Origin of the sequence: Bacillus sp. FJAT-49736, from assembly GCF_018343615.1 — a bacterium.
Lineage (GTDB): Bacteria > Bacillota > Bacilli > Bacillales > Bacillaceae_C > Margalitia.
The window spans coordinates 109,659-126,257 of sequence record NZ_JAGYPI010000004.1 but is presented as its reverse complement, the minus strand read 5'-3'; the positions used below and the strand labels follow the sequence as shown (position 1 = coordinate 126,257).

The window sequence follows — 16,599 nt, the reverse complement described above, 5'->3', positions numbered from 1 at the left end:
TATTTTGAAAAATAAATATCCTATACTTTGAATATAGAAGGCAATATCTGATAGTTTACTTCCATACTTATTTGGTCTTATACTCGGATAATGGAAAGAATGTATTAAAGAAGGGATTCTCATGCTTACTAGATTCTTAAACCAACATATTCCTACTTCAGCTGGAGCTATTGTAATGGCTGCCGGCATTTTGCTTTTAGGGGCAATGCAAAAGGTAGTTTCTCATTATCATTATTTTGCTGTCCTTTCTACTTTTCTTGTACTCTTATTATTAACTATTCTCTATTTAGCACTTATACGCGATTTGGTACGAGGTGTTATGTGGCAGCATCATCTTTGCAATCCAATTCAAAGCTTTGGGGCAGGCACTTGGATAGCAGGAACATCCGTAACTATTTTGGTTATGATGAGCGGCGATACCTCTCTAAAGCCAATTGCACTCGCACTCTTTTCCTTCAATATTATATGGATGATTGGTTTTTTACTGTTAATTATTCGAAATTATATATACTTGTGTAATGCAAAGGAAACAGCAATGCGGAAAAAGGTACATGGCATCCTTTTGCTTGCTTGTGTTGCTGTCCAGTCTGTTCTTGCTGCTGGTCATTCATTATACGGAAATTCTTTTGTTAACACTTTTGGGACATGGCTTTGGTGGCTGGGATGTTCCTTATATGTACTAGGTCTAATATTTGTTCTTAATCGATACTTTCGTTCAGATAACCGTGACCTTTCACTAAATTGGATGAATACAAATTGCATCATCCATGGGGCGATGTCCATCAGCGGTCTTGTCGGTGAAACAACAGGGGTTGTCCCACCTTCTGTTCTATTTTGGGTGTGGATATGGGTTATAGCAGCATTTATCCTCGTTGAGGGCATCGAAATAGTAAGATCTGTTCAAAGAATAAAAAAATTGGGATGGAAAGATGGGCTGTGGGTGTACGATACTAGTCAATGGGCACGAAATTTTACATTCGGAATGCTCCTTGCCTTTTTCATGCACTATCATGTTCAAGGAAAGCTGATACTCATCAATGATTTTCAAAATATGATCCTTCTTGCCGGACCTTATATTGTCATTATGCTCTTTATCTTAGAGGTGCTAGTCGCTTTAACCGGAAGATCAGCAGCATCAAAAATACCAGAAACGCTTAGTATGTAAGGATCTTTTCATAAACTTTGTTGCTTTTGGTGAAGAAAACCTATAAAAATCCTTACATTCGCTAAGAATGAATAATCAATTGAAGAAAAGATGCCCCAAGCTAAGATATTTTAGGATTTATAACAATATACGAAAAACAACAGGTTAAAATCGGTATTTGGATTTTAACAATCTATACGAAAACAGCCTTATGTAAAATCAACAACCACTATGGGTATAAAATATTTGCCTACGCTTATAATGATTTATGTATGTTTTATTAACTACTCCATTTTTGAAGGTAGGGATATATATGCTGGCAGATATTGGGCTTCTGATCATCCGGGTAGTGATTGGGCTTACATTCATTGGTCATGGTTCGCAAAAATTATTTGGATGGTTTGGCGGAGCTGGCCCAACCAAAACTGGGGAATGGTTGGAATCCATTGGATTGCATCCTGGCGGGAAAATATGGGCAATTCTAGCTGGATTATTTGAATTTGCCGGAGGTTTACTTTTCGGCGCTGGTTTTCTAACTCCCATTGGTGCTGCATTAATCGTGATTATTATGATCGATGCTATTTTTTCCGTCCATATTAAAAATGGATATTGGATAGACAAAAATGGATTTGAATATTGCTTCGTCCTTATTGCTGTCACAATAAGTGTAGCTATGATTGGTCCGGGAAAGTATGTTTTATTTTATCAGCCATAAAAAATATTTATTATATTAAACCCAAAGTTAACTTTCCAAACCTGCCTTCTCCTTAACTTTGGGCTTATTTTATTGATAATGGTTGGTTTATATTAGATTTCACTTATATAACCTTGTTTCAAGGTATCTTTTCTTAAAAAGAATACCTATTCTTAAAACGTTGAAGAAGTTAATAAGATTTTCTTTTACAAATGCAATAACGTTGAAGAAAAAGCCTTGATTATGACATTTAAAAAAACAATTGGTATCACTGGGCTATTTTGGTATAATTCCTCTATCAAAAGTTATTTTTTTGGGGGGATCAGCCATGAGACATTTCTTAGAAAGTTTATTTTTACACTTTTTTATACTAATGGTAATTCCCCTCTTTAATAACATTCTTTTTAGACATAAGAAAACCCTTCACAGAAAAATCATCATGACCGTTGTCATTTTATCTGCACTATTTCTGACACTCATCTTCCCTATTAATCTACCAAATAATGTTCAATTTGATATGAAATTTATTCCGGTTTTTGTCGCATATTTCTACCTATCTCCAATTGCTGGTTTCCTATCAATACTTGAAATCATTGCATTTAAAGCGTTTACAGAACCAAGCCAAGTGTTTTCCTATTTTATTAATTACATCATTATGTCTCTTATTTTTTATAGTACCAATAGATTTTATAAGAGATTTACAATGAAACAAAAGATAAGTATTACCCTATTAATATATTTACTTATTATGAGCACCCGCATTATTTATTTTATTAAAATAGGTGATTCTCATTTCATCCTGCATCTATTACTTTCTATTGTTGTCTCATGGTTAGCGCTAGCATCTATTATCTACATTATTGAAATGAATTCCATTCATGTGTCCATGATGGAAAAATTACAAAATGCAGATAAGTTAAATGCTATTAGTCAGCTTGCCGCCTCTGTGGCACATGAGATACGAAATCCTATGACAACCATACGCGGATTTTTGCAATTAATGAAGGATGAAAGAAATCTTACCCTTCCCCAGACATCCTTCGTTACAATTTCACTATCGGAACTCGATCGTACACAAAATATTATTAATGATTTTCTATCCTTGGCAAAGCCAATGACTAGCGAGGTAGGATGTATTGATGTCTCAAAGAATTTGTTTGATGTGATTGATTTTATGATTCCTTTTGCCGTGATGTCCAATGTGGAAATCACAAATCAAATAGATGGATCGTTACACATTAGCGGAAACCAAAATGAATTTAAACAATTAGTTATTAATCTTATAAAGAATGGAATTGAGGCTATGCCTTCCGGAGGAAAATTAACTATAAACGCCTCTTCCATTGACAATATGGTTACCATAACTATTAAAGATAAAGGTATTGGGATGTCCAAACAACAACTTAACCAACTTGGCCAACCCTATTATTCAACTAAAACAAAAGGGACCGGTCTTGGCTTGCTAATTTCCTTCGATATTATAAAAAGAATGAACGGAAAATATGAAATACAGAGCGAGGAGCAAAAAGGAACCTGCTTTACTCTTAAATTTTATGAGGTGGATTGATTAATTATTGGGGGCGATATAAGGCTCCCTTTTTTTATATTAAATCAACCAACCACCAATAAGGTTGACTTTGTTATGTTAGATTAAGTGAAGAATATTTTGGGGACTCCCCCTCTTAAAACGTGTGAGAGGCGTTTTTTGATGGTATGATAAACCTATCCGAATAAAAAGGAGCTGAAGATAAAATGAAAAATGAAATTATCGAAAGATTTACATCCTACGTAAAGGTAGACACACAGTCCAACGAAGAAAGCACTACATGCCCATCCACACCTGGTCAATTAACACTTCTACATATGCTTGTAGATGAATTAAAATCTATTGGGATGGAAGAAGTAACAATCGATGAAAATGGCTATGTGATGGCAACGCTTCCTTCTAATACGGATAAGGATGTGCCAACCATTGGATTTTTAGCTCACGTAGATACAGCAACTGATTTTACAGGGAAAGATGTAAAACCGCAAATTGTGGAAAATTATGATGGAAATAATATTGTCTTGAATGAAGCCCTACATATTGTGTTGTCACCAAAGGACTTCCCTAGTCTGGAACAATACAAAGGACATACATTGGTGACAACAGATGGAACTACACTTCTTGGTGCCGATAACAAAGCTGGAATCACTGAAATCATGACAGCAATGGCATATTTGATTAAGCACCCGGAAATTAAGCATGGCAAGATAAGAGTTGCCTTTACTCCTGACGAAGAAATCGGAAGAGGACCTCACAAATTTGATGTTCCTGCCTTCAATGCAAAATTTGCTTATACAGTAGACGGCGGTCCATTAGGTGAATTGGAGTATGAAAGCTTTAATGCTGCTGGTGCAAAAATCACTATTAAGGGAAACAATATCCATCCTGGATCAGCCAAAGGCAAGATGGTGAATTCCTTGAAAATCGCAATGGAATTACAAGGGAAACTTCCAGAGAATGAAGCTCCTGAATACACAGAAGGTTATGAAGGCTTCTATCATCTTCTCTCCATGAACGGGGATGTAGAGCTTACAAAGCTTGCTTACATCATTAGAGATCATGACAGAGAAAAATTCAATGCCAAAAAGGCTAATCTAGAAAACATTGTTCATCAATTACAAGATAAGTACGGTAAGGACAACATTATTCTCGAGATGAACGATCAATATTACAACATGGGAGAAAAAATTGAGCCTGTGAAAGAAATTGTCGACATCGCTTATCAAGCAATGAAAAATCTAGATATTGAGCCGAAAATATCCCCAATACGTGGCGGAACAGATGGATCTCAGCTTTCCTACATGGGACTTCCAACACCAAATATTTTTACCGGCGGAGAAAACTTCCATGGTAAATTCGAATATATTTCCGTTGATAACATGGTGAAAGCGACAAATGTTATTATTGAAATTGTGAAATTGTTCGAGGAACAAGCATAATTATTCTCAAAGTAACGAATCCGAGTTCATTCGGGTTCGTTTTTCATTTTTTTGGGTATCTTCTTAGCTATACACTTCAAATATTCCCTCTTTCAAAAATAATACAGGCACTTCTCAAATTAATTCAGGTATTTTTCCATATAATTCAGGCACTTTGGAGAGTAATTCAATCACTCTGCAGAATAATTCAGACAATCGAGAAAAATTACTTTGACAGATAGAGTAATTTACGTTAAGATTACTCTATCAGATAGAATAATCATTATGGAAGGTGAATCCATGATTAGAAGTGATATTATCCGCGGGCATTTAGATTCGATTATTCTGCACTTAATCCTGGAAAAAGATCAATATGGATATGAAATATCGAAGCAAATCAGCTTACGGACAGACAATCGGTTTCAAATTAAAGAAGCTACACTTTATGCCGTCTTTCAGAGACTGGAGAAAAAAGAATTAATTGAATCTTATTTCGGGGATATTTCACATGGTGGTAAAAGAAAATATTACAGAATTACTACTTTAGGAAAAGCATATTTAAAAGAAACCATAAAAGAATGGCGCGAAACAAAAGAAATAATTGACCTATTTATGGAGGAATTAACGTGAAAAAAATTAAAAACCATGTTGATGACTTATTTAAAAACGTACCAGATAGTGAACAAAAAGAAATGATAAAACAAGAAATTGTAGAAAATCTAGAGGAAAAAGTTTTTGACTTAATGGCACAAGGGAAAGAAGAAGAGGATGCAATCAATAAAGCCATTGTGGATTTTGGTGATATTGATGAAATAGAAAATGAGCTGGGGGTAAAACTACCCGCTAAGAAAAATATGTCCAAAATTGACCTAGGCTTTTCTATATGGGGCAGCGCCTTAATTATAGCATTAGTAGTCTTTGTTAATTTTTACTATACTCCAAACATTATTTGGTTTGTATATCCAACGTTTGCTGTTTTGTGGTGGCCACTAAGCATGTTCTATAGATGGTTGCGTTTACGTCAAAAATGAAGGAGGCATGAGTATGCATAAACATGATTTCATTTTTGCGTCAGTAGGAAGTTTTATAAGCATTCTTTTCTTTATTGTAGTTAACTATTTAACTAGCCCTGCTCATATTTGGTTTATCTACCCTGCTTTTTTTCTGTTGTTATGGCCCATAAGCTTATATCATATAAAAAAAGGCAGGTACATTATTCATTCCATTTATACTAGTATACTGATAATTTTATATCTCGTCATTATCAATTATCTATACTACGCAAGCCATCCTTGGTTTCTATATGCGGTATTCCCTATCATTTGGTGGCCCATTTTAATGATGGCAAAGGAAAAAAGAAAGACTGTTAAGATGGGATTATTGGGAAGCTTTGCTACGATAGGCTACTATACCATTTTGAACGCAGGACTATCACCTCAATATCCTTGGGCCATCTATCCAGCTTTTGTTGTTATCTGGTGGCCTTTAGCAATATATCATACCAAGCAAAAAAAATTTTTTCAATTTTCAATTTACAGCAGTCTCCTGATTAGCATCTTCTTTATTATTGTAAATATAGTATCTTCCCCTCAAGAAGTTTGGGCGGTATATCCAATATTTACAGTTTTATGGTGGCCATTAAGTATGTACTATTACTTTTTTAAGAAAAAAGAATTCATCGAATAAAAATTAAACGGGGTGAAGGTATTATGGAAAAACAGACGAAGAATAGCCTTCGTGAGTGGAAAAACAAACTAGAAATATATGAAAAACCACGTATATCGGCAAGTATAAGGCAGATTATTAATTCTATCGGACCATTTATTATCTTATGGGTGTTGGCTTATCTTAGCCTCCAAATATCATTTTGGTTAACACTTTTATGTGTAATTCCAGCAGCAGGATTTTTAGTCAGAACCTTTATTATTTTTCATGATTGTACCCACCATTCCTTTTTCAAAAACAGGAAAGCAAATAAAATTGTCGGTACGATAACAGGGATCCTTACTTTCTGTTCATATGAACAATGGAGGAATAGCCATAATTTGCACCATGCTACTAATGGTCATTTAGAAAAACGTGGCGACGGTGATATTTGGACACTCACGCTACAGGAATATGCACAAGCTCCTTGGCTCAAGCGATTATTGTATCGCACATATCGAAATCCGATTGTAATGTTTATATTTGGACCATTGTATCTTTTTCTTATTTCCTATCGTTTTAATCGAAAAAATGCTTCCAAAAAAGAGAAAAGAAATGTCTGGATGACTAATATCATTTTAGCTACAATCGTTTTGTTACTAGGTTTTACCCTTGGATGGAAGGCATTTATTTTAGTAGAATTGCCGCTCTTTTATATCGCAGCGTTTTCAGGGGTTTGGTTATTTTATGTCCAACATCAATTTGAAGACGGATATTTTGAAAACGGAGATAACTGGAACTATGTGGAGGCGGCCTTAAAAGGGAGCTCTTTCTATAAGCTTCCCAAGGTTTTACAATGGTTTTCTGGTAATATCGGCTTTCATCATGTCCATCACCTGAATTCTAATGTTCCAAATTATCAACTCGAAAAAGCACATAGAAGTGATAAGCGTCTTCAAGAGGTTCCAACCTTAACGCTATGGACAAGTTTAAAATCCCTTACTTTTAAACTTTGGGATGAAAAGTCAAAGAAATTTATCGGACATCGTGATATTCAGAAGTTTCTTCGAAGTCAGCATTAATATAATGGACAGATGTATTTCACATCTGTCTTTTTTGTTTATATTCTTCTTTTTAGGCACCAAAAAGGTGTTCCTAAATTGTAAATTTTCCATTATATTTAAATATATAGCATATTCTAGGGAGGCCGTTATGCAACGCCTAACAGACCACTTAATTGTCATATCATTTGACTGTTTATCTTCATTAGATTTTCCTGCTATTCAGGAGCTTCCGCATTTTCAAGAGCTTTTAAAACATAATACCTTTTGCAAGAATGTAGAAACAATCTATCCTTCTGTTACATACCCATGCCACGCAACTATTGTAACCGGAAAATTCCCCAATAAGCATGGTGTTATTAATAATACATTATTACAGCCTGGAAATTCTTCACCGGATTGGTATTGGTACCGCCGTTATGTAAAAGGAACTACTTTATATGATGAAGCAAAAAAAGCAAAGATGACCACTGCAGCATTGTTATGGCCAGTAACAGCAAAAGCGAATATTGACTACAATATGCCGGAGATTTTTGCAAATCGTCGGTGGCAGAATCAAATTACCATCTCATTATCCAGTGGCAGTCCGCTTTACCAATTGGACATGAATCGCCGTTTCGGGCACATTCGTAAAGGTTTAAGCCAGCCTGAACTGGATGATTTTGTACTAGAATCCACTGTCCAAACCATTCAAGCAAAAAAGCCCAATCTAATGCTCGTTCATTTTACGGACTTGGATACACAGCGCCATTATCATGGGTTTTCCTCGGAGGAAGCTCAAGAAGCATTACGGCGGCATGATAACAGGCTGGGGCGCATAGTGCAAGCATTAAAGAGCAGTGAAATTTATGAAAAGTCCACTATTATTGTACTTGGTGACCATAGTGCTTTAGATGAGTCTAAAGCTGTGAAGATAAACGTATTGCTACGTAAGCATGGGCTGATTCACATAAATAAGCGCGGAAAAGTCACCGATTGGAAAGCATACTGCAAGAGCTGTGATGGCTCCGCCTATATTTACATCAAAGATGAGAAGGATGAAGGTACAAAGGCCAGTGTACAACAGCTCTTCGTCAACCTGGTACAAGACACACAACACGGCATCGAAAAGGTCATTAATAAAGAAGAAATACTAACAAAAGGGGCTGATCATCAAGCATTTCTAATGCTGGAGGCCATTAAGGGGTTCTACTTTACGGAAGGATTAGAGGGGGCATATATTGATGATATTTCTGAAGAGGATGTAAGGATGAAAAAATACACGATTGCATCTCATGGCTACTCTCCGGAAAAGCAAGATTATACGACGGTTTTCATCGCCTCTGGAAGAGGAATACGTACAAATACCATTATCCCATCCATGCATCTTGTGGATGAAGGCCCGACATTTGCAAGATTACTTGGCCTTGATCTTGGAAAAACAGATGGAACAATTCTACATGAAATTTTAACTTTATAAAATCAATTCAATTACCCAAAGGGGGCTATGGGGATGAAACGTTTTACAAAGGAAGAAAACAGTTGGGTCTTTTATGATTGGGCTAATTCTGCCTACTCTATTATTATTTCAACGGCAGTCTTTCCGCTTTTTTACAAAGCCGCAGCCACAAAAGCTGGAATTAGTGGTGCAGACTCTACTGCCTACTTAGGATATACCGTTGCGATTGCTACATTTATTTTAGCGATGCTGGGACCTATTTTAGGAACAATTGCAGACTATCAAGGGTATAAAAAACGTTTTTTTACATTCTTTTTTATTTTAGGTGTTTCCTTTACCGCACTTCTTGCGTTTATTCCTAGTGACCAGTGGCTGCTTTTATTAATCGCCTATACAATAGCTGCTGTAGGTGCTTCTGGTGCCAATGTATTTTATGATGCTTTTATTGTCGATATAACGACAGAAGAACGGATGAACCAAGTATCCGCACGCGGCTTTGGCTTCGGATATATCGGCAGTACGATTCCGTTTATTATCAGTATCGCGATAATCATTTTAGCTCAATCTAATATTTTGCCTATTACCGTTACAGCTGCGAGCAAAATTGCTTTTCTGATTACTGCTGTTTGGTGGGCGGTTTTTTCTATTCCAATGTTCCGTAATGTCTTCCAGCGCTATTATATTGAACGAGAACCAAACCCTGTTGTGAATAGCTTTAAGCGACTTGGCAAGACCATGAAAGAAATTCGAAAATACCGTTCGTTGTTTCTTTTCCTCCTCGCCTATTTTTTCTATATTGATGGTGTTGGAACGGTCATCACTATGTCAACTGCGTACGGTACGGATTTAGGCATCGATTCTAATAATTTGTTGGTTATTTTGTTTGTAACACAAGTAGTTGCAGCTCCATTTGCAATTTTATACGGAAAATTAGCAGAGAGATTCTCAGGTAAAAAAATGCTATTTGTTGGCATTATTGTCTATATGATTGTGTGTACGTATGCTTACTTTTTAAAAACGACATTGGACTTTTGGATATTAGCCATGCTCGTAGCCTCTTCACAAGGGGGAATTCAAGCATTAAGCAGGTCCTATTTCGCGAAGCTTGTTCCTAAGAAAAATGCGAATGAGTTTTTTGGCTTCTATAATATTTTTGGCAACTTTGCTTCCATCATGGGGCCTCTATTAGTAGCTGTTACCGCGCAAATAACTGGTAAAACAAACAGTGGAGTATTTAGTCTTATTCTGTTATTTATCATAGGTGCCATCATTCTTATGAAGGTGCCAAGTGACAAGAAGGAGTTGCCAGCAAACCAAGAAGCAGTGTAAGACCACACTCAGCTGCTTGGATCCCGTTTTTTGCGTATTATTTTGATATTGGATGGAAAAAGTAACAATCGAAGTCCAATTTCAAGGAGGAAAAAGTTTGGAAAATACACATCAATTTGTTGAAAAGCTTCATGATACACAAAAAAAGGATAAGGAAAATAAAAAGAAGCAAGGCAAGGGCCACCCTGACATGAAGTTGCCAAACAACAAACACGATTAAGAGCAAGGTTGTAGACTTGATAAAATAAGGAAAAAAGGATACCTTCATGATAAAAGGTATCCTTTTTAACTGTCTATTCTTTTTTTAAAAAAGTACTTGGCATTACAACTGCAACAACTTCTCCACGGGCACAAAGTGTATTATTAGCATATACTTCTGCGTTTACCTTCCATTTCTTTGGATGGATTTCTTCCACTTTTCCAACCGCTTTTAATGGAACACCATGTGGAGTAGGCTTGATGAAATCTACCTTTAAGGACGCTGTTACAAATCGAGGCGGCTCAGAACCATCACCGGGTTCATGTCCATTTTTTCGATGTAATGCCAATGCTGCAGACCCTGTTCCATGACAATCAATTAATGAAGCAATTAACCCACCATACACAAACCCCGGAAGTGCAGTATGTTCCTCGCGAGGTATGTAGATAGTTTGAGTATTCTCCCCTTGCCATCCAGTACGAAAATGGTGACCATCCTCATTTAATCTTCCGCAGCCATAACACCATGCAAAATCATCAGGATAATCATCCTGGATCGCTTTTTTCACTAATTCTTCCACTTATATCCCTCCCCTTTTCAGAATAGTATAACATATTGTTTTGTTATATGATGGAGCTATCCATATAGACCTCTATTAATTCTTTATTATGTTTTCGTATTGGTTTTGCGTATATTGTTATAAATCGTAATATTTCTTTGCTCAGGGCATCTTTTCTTACAAAGGCTATAAACTTCCATTACCACAAGCTAGATCATTACTTAGATTTTTGTCTGAAAAAGCAACCAGGAATAAGAAAAGAGCCTTTTTAAAAAAGGAGGATATAAATGATTGCCCATATTATTGCTATAGGAAAGGTACAGGGTGTAGGATTTCGTTTTACCATTCAACAAAAAGCAATTTCATTGGGAATTACCGGCTGGGTTAAAAATCTTGCGGATGGCACAGTTGAAATAGTAGCTGAAGGAACGAAGGATGAATTAAATATTTTGATTAACTCCATGAAAAAAGGATTGAACCCTTTTATAAAAATAGATGACCTTCGAGTAGAAATAACAGACGATTCAAAGGGATTTAAAAAATTCAAGGTTCTTTATTAACAAAAAGGACCTCCATAAAGGAAGTCCTTCTGCATTATCAGTGGCCACTTACATGGTCCACATGTTTTACATGAGAGGCATTTGCTAAAATAAATAATACGGAAACGAGAACAAATCCTGCTCCAACATAAAATGGTATGTGTGAATTAATCTCACCTAATTTACCCGCTAAATAAGGTGCGATTGCCCCACCTAAGAAACGTAAAAAACTATACGCAGCAGAAGCGGTTGACCGTTCCACATTCGTTGCATTCATTACCGCTGTGGTAATTAATGTATTATTATTCCCTAATAGTGCACCTGCAAAAATTACTGCGGCAATAATCACCCATTGCGTGGATGTCCATATTCCCATTGCTAATAAAACGACAGCAAATAGGAATAGCATTATGCACATAGATTTCACTGTTCCAAAGGCCTGTTGTAATTTTGGAGCCATAAAAACAGATGTAATAGCAAGTAAAATACCCCAGCCTAAGAATACAAATCCTAAGCCATGCTCATCTAGATTCATAACAAATGGAGCATAAGCTAATAATGTAAAAAAGCCGAAGTTATATAGTGCTGCGGCAATACCAAACACTAAAAGAGAACGATGCTTAAGAGCACGAAATGGATCTAATAAGGATGTTTTCGATTTAGCTGCTGGTTGATTGTTTGTAGTTTGTTGCTTTGGCATTAATGAAATTAATCCAATAAAAGCAACAACCATCAAGGATGCAACCCCTAAGAATGGTCCTCTCCATGACATGCCGCCCAACCAACCTCCGAGTAATGGACCAACGGAAATCCCAAGACCAATCGCTGCCTCGTATAAAATAATTGCTTTTGCTGTACCGCTATTAGAAAGAGATACGATTGCAGCTAAGGCAGTCGCAACAAATAACGCATTTCCAAGACCCCAGCCCCCACGTAAGCCTACAAGAGCCCATATATTATTCGATAGACCTCCTAATAATGAAAAGATAGCAATAATAACAATCCCTACAAGCAATGTCCACTTGATGCCAAGTCTTGAAGAAATGGCCCCAGTAATAAGCATCGCAATAGCCATAACTGCATTATAGCTTGTAAAAAGTAAGGTGACTTGACTTGGTGTTGCATTCATATTTTTAGCAATAGCCGGCAGAATCGGGTCGACAAGACCTAGCCCCATGAATGCTATAATACACGCAAAAAATACGGCCCAAACTGCTTTAGGCTGTTTTAGTAAACTCGGCTCTGAATGCAGGGACTCGTTTCCTGCTTTTATTGCCTTATGTGAGACAGATGACATGTAAGCAAAACTCCTTGTTTGTTAATATATTGTTTTGGATTAGATGGTTTCACCTAAAGAAAAACGGTACGGTATAATTGCAAAAATAAAACTATAGAATAGATTTAAATGTATTCCGGATAACATCTCCACGACTAATAATTCCAACCAATACGCCATTACGTTCTACCGGAAGCTTTTTGATTTTTCTTTTTCCTAAAATAGCTGCGATTTTATCAATTTCTTCATTCCAAGCAACTTTTATTACTCTTGTTTTGGATATTTCCATTACATTAAGGTCCAGTATTTTCCTGGCCCTTTCTTCAAATTCCTCCCCTTTTATTACATTTATATAATAAAAGGAGTCAATAACGATATCCGTATTCTTGCCGATATAACGCATGATATCACCATCACTGATATACCCGACGATTTCGTTTCTGTCATTAACCACTGGTAGTCCGCTGATACCATGCTCAATAAACTTTTCGATAACAGAACGAACAGTATCCGTTTCCTTCACCTTATAAACATGAGTAATCATTATTTCATGTGCCTGCATACGTATTCCCCCTATGGTCTAATAAAATTCCCCCTCTTAAAGTGATTGTATCATACAACCTTATGATTGTATAATACAATTATTTTCCTAAATGTCAATACTCCATTTTTCCTTCCTTTCATTCCACCACGATATCTTCAGACACCACGCAATTTGACAAATACAGTGGAGAAGTTATCCTATTCATAGAGCAGTATTATCAGTGAGGTGGTAAGTTTGCAGGAACATTCTTTAGAAACGATTCAATTTGAACTAGCAACCTTAGTTCGATACATTACGTCTGTTACCCCTGATAAAAGAAACAGCGACCTCGATCGATCTGGATACCTTTTATTGCATAATATCTCATTTTGCGGCTCCGCAGGTGTTAAGACATTAGCAAAGGAATACCACTTAGATATATCCACTGTAAGCAGACAGGCAGCAGCTTTAGAATCGAAGGGGTATGTTTATAAAGTTCCGGATCCATTAGATAAAAGAGCCTATTTTTATCAAATAACGGAGAGTGGTAAGGTGGAGTTAGAAAAATATAAACAGGAACGGGTAGAAAAATTAAAAGGGCTAATAAATGGCTGGTCTGATGAAGAACGCCAGCAATTTGGCAAGCTGTTAAACAAATTTAATCAAGCATTTGCCAATAAAGATTAAAAAGACTTGCCGATAAGACAAGTCTTTTATTCCTCTATTACTTTTTTTGGCTTTCTTGCTAGGCTTAAGATTCCTGCAATCAGAAACAATATTCCTGGCAGCCAATTTACTCCTACAGTCATTATTACAGATATAACCGCAGCAATTATTAGCAATATTCCTGCCAGTTTCGGTTTTTTATTTCCTTTAAGATACACAGCAGCTAAAATACCTAAAATAATTCCAACTAATGAAGCTATAACAATCCACCAGCTACCATTACCAACTGCATTTAATACACTGGAAGGGTCAACGGCACCTAAATCCGGATCATTTTCCATTTCATTTTTAATTTGCTCCTGAAAAGACTCATTTTTAAATAAAGCTCCTATTAATGCAACTGCTCCTCCAACAAATGCACTGATAACAACCCCAATAATGGATAATGTAATCTCAGCTGTTCGTTTCATCTTCTTCCCCCTTTTGGATTTATACCTATACCTTACGTTTGGAAACATGTGAAAGTTTCACATTATATATTTCGTCAATGGAATGATATTTCCTCTCTATAATATCCTGTTAACTGTATAAAAATGCTTAGAAGGTCCGAAAAGATAATGAAACAGACATACAAAATGAAAATTCCTTCTAAAGGCCTAACCAATTCCTACTCCATATAGTTATATTCCAAAATGTATACTCTACTTCTTCATTTTCAAACATTTAACAATTTAATCAGATTCCTTCAGGAAGTAAGCCCCCCTAAAATTTCTTAACACTTGATTGGAGTATTTATGCATTTGACAAAGTCTTTCGATGAAAGAGGAATTTATGTATAAATCGGTTGTTTTATCTAGCATTTGTATAAATAATTTATGTCCGTTCATATTAATCCATAGGGAATTTTAACCTACAGGAGGACAATCATGAATTTAGCTGCAAATATCATAATCATTATTGGATTTATTTTTATAATACTTTTCGTGTTATCACTTGTGATTTTTCTTATTTATTTTATGGTGTTTGACCGCAATCAAAAAATGCATTCAATTTTGAGAAATTATCCGGCACTTGGAAGGGTTCGCTATTTTTTTGAAAAAATCGGACCGGAGATGCGGCAGTATTGGTTCAATAGTGACACGGAAGGAAAGCCTTTTTCAAGGGATGATTATGAACATATTGTAAGAAGTGCAAAATACAAGCGTGACGTTATTGGCTTCGGATCGAAGCGCGATTTTGAGGGCGAAGGTTATTATGTTCGAAATGATATGTTTCCAAAGCTAACAGAAGAGTTAAAGGTAGATCAAGAAACAATGGCATTAACACATAGATATCTGCTTATTAAGGATCCTCTATTTTCACAGCGTGAGGAAAAGCTGGAGGAAGATCTATCATCTGCCTACTTGCTTCACGATGATGATGCAGTTGTGATTGGACCTAATACAAGGCATCCTTTTGTTCTTAAAGGGTTAATTGGCATGTCTGCCATGAGTTATGGTGCCTTGGGAAAAAATGCTATAACTGCATTATCAAAAGGATTGGCGATTGCAAAAGGAACGTGGATGAACACAGGAGAAGGCGGATTGTCACCTTACCATTTGGAAGGTGGAGTGGATATTATTATGCAAATCGGTCCTGCCCTTTTTGGAATTCGCAATAAGGAGGGGGATGTCAATTGGGAAGAGCTAAAAAGGAAAAGTGAAATTCCTCAAATAAAAGCATTTGAAATTAAGCTTGCACAGGGGGCAAAAGCGCGCGGGGGGCATATTGACGCAGAAAAGGTTACTCCGGAGATTGCAGAAATTCGTAAAGTAGAGCCATATAAATCAGTCGATAGTCCAAATCGTTTCCGACAATTCAGCGATATTCCAACGATGTTGAAGTTTATAGATAAAATTCGGGAGACCACCGGAAAGCCAGTCGGCCTAAAAATGGTAATCGGAGGAAACGACAGCGCCGAGGAATTGGCTAAATATATGAAAGAAACCGGAATGGGTCCAGATTTTATTACAGTAGATGGAGGTGAAGGTGGAACTGGTGCCTCCTATCAGGAATTAATGGATAGTGTTGGATTGCCTATTCGTTCGGGACTTCCTATCCTTGTTTCCACTTTAAAAAAATATGGAGTCCGCGACCGTGTCAAAATCATTGCTTCTGGAAAACTGTTCACACCGGATCGGGTAGCTATTGCTTTGGCTATGGGCGCAGATTTAATCAATATTGCTAGGGGATTTATGATCTCAGTCGGATGTATTCAAACATTAAAATGTCAATCTAATACTTGCCCTGTCGGTGTCGCCACTACGGATCCAGATTTGCAGAAGGCACTTGTCATCGATGAAAAGAAACACCGCGTCGCAAATTATTTAATTACATTACGAAAAGGATTATTTCGAATTTCAGCAGCTGCAGGACTGGAATCACCTGTTCACTTTTCCCCTAAAAATATTATGTATAAGGATGACAAAGGTGTAGTCTATTCATTAGAAAGTATATTAAATGAGATTCAACGACAAATAGAAATAGGATAAATAATAGCGGCTTGAATATTCCAAGCCGCTAT

General features: G+C 36.5%; 18 protein-coding genes. 14 read left to right on the top strand and 4 right to left on the bottom strand.

Features of this window, described 5'->3' with window-relative positions; genetic code table 11:
- Positions 1-121: 121 nt before the first annotated feature.
- The 11 genes from KHA87_RS18705 (at position 122) to KHA87_RS18655 (ending at position 10,494) form a co-directional block, all read left to right on the top strand.
- Positions 122-1,165: a TDT family transporter gene (locus KHA87_RS18705; protein ID WP_213095706.1), complete on the top strand. Its 1,044-nt coding sequence runs from the start codon at positions 122-124 to the stop codon at positions 1,163-1,165.
- A 295-nt stretch (positions 1,166-1,460) separates the two neighbouring features.
- Positions 1,461-1,859 carry a DoxX family protein gene (locus KHA87_RS18700; protein ID WP_249310638.1) on the top strand — a complete coding sequence of 133 codons (399 nt, stop codon included), beginning with the start codon at positions 1,461-1,463 and terminating at the stop codon, positions 1,857-1,859.
- Between the two features lie 307 nt (positions 1,860-2,166).
- The gene (locus tag KHA87_RS18695; protein ID WP_213095704.1) at positions 2,167-3,405 is read left to right on the top strand and encodes a sensor histidine kinase; all 1,239 of its coding nucleotides are present in this window, start codon (positions 2,167-2,169) and stop codon (positions 3,403-3,405) included.
- A 185-nt stretch (positions 3,406-3,590) separates the two neighbouring features.
- Positions 3,591-4,823, top strand: coding sequence for a peptidase T (gene pepT, locus KHA87_RS18690; protein WP_213095703.1), 1,233 nt, complete (start codon positions 3,591-3,593; stop codon positions 4,821-4,823).
- A gap of 279 nt (positions 4,824-5,102) precedes the next feature.
- Entirely contained in the window at positions 5,103-5,432 is a 330-nt protein-coding gene (locus KHA87_RS18685; RefSeq protein ID WP_213095702.1) for a PadR family transcriptional regulator, read from the top strand.
- Positions 5,429-5,833 (top strand): permease prefix domain 1-containing protein, encoded by a 405-nt coding sequence (locus tag KHA87_RS18680; protein WP_213095701.1) that lies wholly within the window; start codon positions 5,429-5,431, stop codon positions 5,831-5,833. Before KHA87_RS18685 ends, KHA87_RS18680 begins: the two co-directional genes overlap by 4 nt.
- A 307-nt stretch (positions 5,834-6,140) precedes the next feature.
- Positions 6,141-6,488 carry a hypothetical protein gene (locus tag KHA87_RS22295; RefSeq protein ID WP_249310611.1) on the top strand — a complete coding sequence of 116 codons (348 nt, stop codon included), beginning with the start codon at positions 6,141-6,143 and terminating at the stop codon, positions 6,486-6,488.
- Positions 6,489-6,511: 23 nt separating this feature from the next.
- Positions 6,512-7,528 (top strand): Delta(5) desaturase DesA, encoded by a 1,017-nt coding sequence (gene desA / locus KHA87_RS18670; RefSeq protein ID WP_213095699.1) that lies wholly within the window; start codon positions 6,512-6,514, stop codon positions 7,526-7,528.
- Between the two features lie 130 nt (positions 7,529-7,658).
- The gene (locus KHA87_RS18665) at positions 7,659-8,966 is read left to right on the top strand and encodes an alkaline phosphatase family protein (RefSeq protein WP_213095698.1); all 1,308 of its coding nucleotides are present in this window, start codon (positions 7,659-7,661) and stop codon (positions 8,964-8,966) included.
- 33 nt (positions 8,967-8,999) lie between these two features.
- Entirely contained in the window at positions 9,000-10,274 is a 1,275-nt protein-coding gene (locus tag KHA87_RS18660; protein WP_213095697.1) for an MFS transporter, read from the top strand.
- Positions 10,275-10,371: 97 nt separating this feature from the next.
- A complete protein-coding gene (locus KHA87_RS18655) occupies positions 10,372-10,494 on the top strand; it encodes a DUF4023 domain-containing protein (protein WP_213095696.1) in 123 nt (40 codons plus the stop codon).
- A gap of 73 nt (positions 10,495-10,567) precedes the next feature.
- On the opposite strand, the gene KHA87_RS18650 is transcribed toward KHA87_RS18655, so the two are convergent.
- Positions 10,568-11,053 (bottom strand): PaaI family thioesterase, encoded by a 486-nt coding sequence (locus tag KHA87_RS18650; protein WP_213095695.1) that lies wholly within the window; start codon positions 11,051-11,053, stop codon positions 10,568-10,570.
- Between the two features lie 266 nt (positions 11,054-11,319).
- Between KHA87_RS18650 and KHA87_RS18645 the strand changes: the two genes are divergently transcribed.
- The gene (locus tag KHA87_RS18645; RefSeq protein WP_213095694.1) at positions 11,320-11,592 is read left to right on the top strand and encodes an acylphosphatase; all 273 of its coding nucleotides are present in this window, start codon (positions 11,320-11,322) and stop codon (positions 11,590-11,592) included.
- A gap of 37 nt (positions 11,593-11,629) precedes the next feature.
- On the opposite strand, the gene KHA87_RS18640 is transcribed toward KHA87_RS18645, so the two are convergent.
- Positions 11,630-12,868 carry an MFS transporter gene (locus KHA87_RS18640; protein WP_213095693.1) on the bottom strand — a complete coding sequence of 413 codons (1,239 nt, stop codon included), beginning with the start codon at positions 12,866-12,868 and terminating at the stop codon, positions 11,630-11,632.
- A gap of 91 nt (positions 12,869-12,959) precedes the next feature.
- Positions 12,960-13,409 (bottom strand): CBS domain-containing protein, encoded by a 450-nt coding sequence (locus tag KHA87_RS18635; RefSeq protein WP_213095692.1) that lies wholly within the window; start codon positions 13,407-13,409, stop codon positions 12,960-12,962.
- Between the two features lie 207 nt (positions 13,410-13,616).
- On the opposite strand from KHA87_RS18635, the gene KHA87_RS18630 reads away from it, so the two are divergent.
- The gene (locus KHA87_RS18630) at positions 13,617-14,057 is read left to right on the top strand and encodes a MarR family winged helix-turn-helix transcriptional regulator (RefSeq protein WP_481748381.1); all 441 of its coding nucleotides are present in this window, start codon (positions 13,617-13,619) and stop codon (positions 14,055-14,057) included.
- 26 nt (positions 14,058-14,083) lie between these two features.
- Here the strand turns inward: KHA87_RS18630 and KHA87_RS18625 are convergent, their stop codons facing one another.
- Entirely contained in the window at positions 14,084-14,506 is a 423-nt protein-coding gene (locus KHA87_RS18625; RefSeq protein ID WP_213095690.1) for a DUF4064 domain-containing protein, read from the bottom strand.
- Positions 14,507-14,962: 456 nt separating this feature from the next.
- Here KHA87_RS18625 and KHA87_RS18620 point away from each other — a divergent pair, with 456 nt between their 5' ends.
- Positions 14,963-16,567 carry an FMN-binding glutamate synthase family protein gene (locus KHA87_RS18620; protein ID WP_213095689.1) on the top strand — a complete coding sequence of 535 codons (1,605 nt, stop codon included), beginning with the start codon at positions 14,963-14,965 and terminating at the stop codon, positions 16,565-16,567.
- The last annotated feature ends 32 nt before the right edge of the window (positions 16,568-16,599 follow it).

Coding starts and splice junctions, on each gene's coding strand:
- KHA87_RS18635 (WP_213095692.1), bottom strand. CDS start 13,409: ATGCAGGCACATGAAATAATGATTACTCATGTTTATAAGGTGAAGGAA.
- KHA87_RS18685 (WP_213095702.1), top strand. CDS start 5,103: ATGATTAGAAGTGATATTATCCGCGGGCATTTAGATTCGATTATTCTG.
- KHA87_RS18705 (WP_213095706.1), top strand. CDS start 122: ATGCTTACTAGATTCTTAAACCAACATATTCCTACTTCAGCTGGAGCT.
- pepT (WP_213095703.1), top strand. CDS start 3,591: ATGAAAAATGAAATTATCGAAAGATTTACATCCTACGTAAAGGTAGAC.
- KHA87_RS18620 (WP_213095689.1), top strand. CDS start 14,963: ATGAATTTAGCTGCAAATATCATAATCATTATTGGATTTATTTTTATA.
- KHA87_RS18645 (WP_213095694.1), top strand. CDS start 11,320: ATGATTGCCCATATTATTGCTATAGGAAAGGTACAGGGTGTAGGATTT.
- KHA87_RS18665 (WP_213095698.1), top strand. CDS start 7,659: ATGCAACGCCTAACAGACCACTTAATTGTCATATCATTTGACTGTTTA.
- KHA87_RS18625 (WP_213095690.1), bottom strand. CDS start 14,506: ATGAAACGAACAGCTGAGATTACATTATCCATTATTGGGGTTGTTATC.
- KHA87_RS22295 (WP_249310611.1), top strand. CDS start 6,141: ATGATGGCAAAGGAAAAAAGAAAGACTGTTAAGATGGGATTATTGGGA.
- KHA87_RS18660 (WP_213095697.1), top strand. CDS start 9,000: ATGAAACGTTTTACAAAGGAAGAAAACAGTTGGGTCTTTTATGATTGG.
- KHA87_RS18640 (WP_213095693.1), bottom strand. CDS start 12,868: ATGTCATCTGTCTCACATAAGGCAATAAAAGCAGGAAACGAGTCCCTG.
- desA (WP_213095699.1), top strand. CDS start 6,512: ATGGAAAAACAGACGAAGAATAGCCTTCGTGAGTGGAAAAACAAACTA.
- KHA87_RS18695 (WP_213095704.1), top strand. CDS start 2,167: ATGAGACATTTCTTAGAAAGTTTATTTTTACACTTTTTTATACTAATG.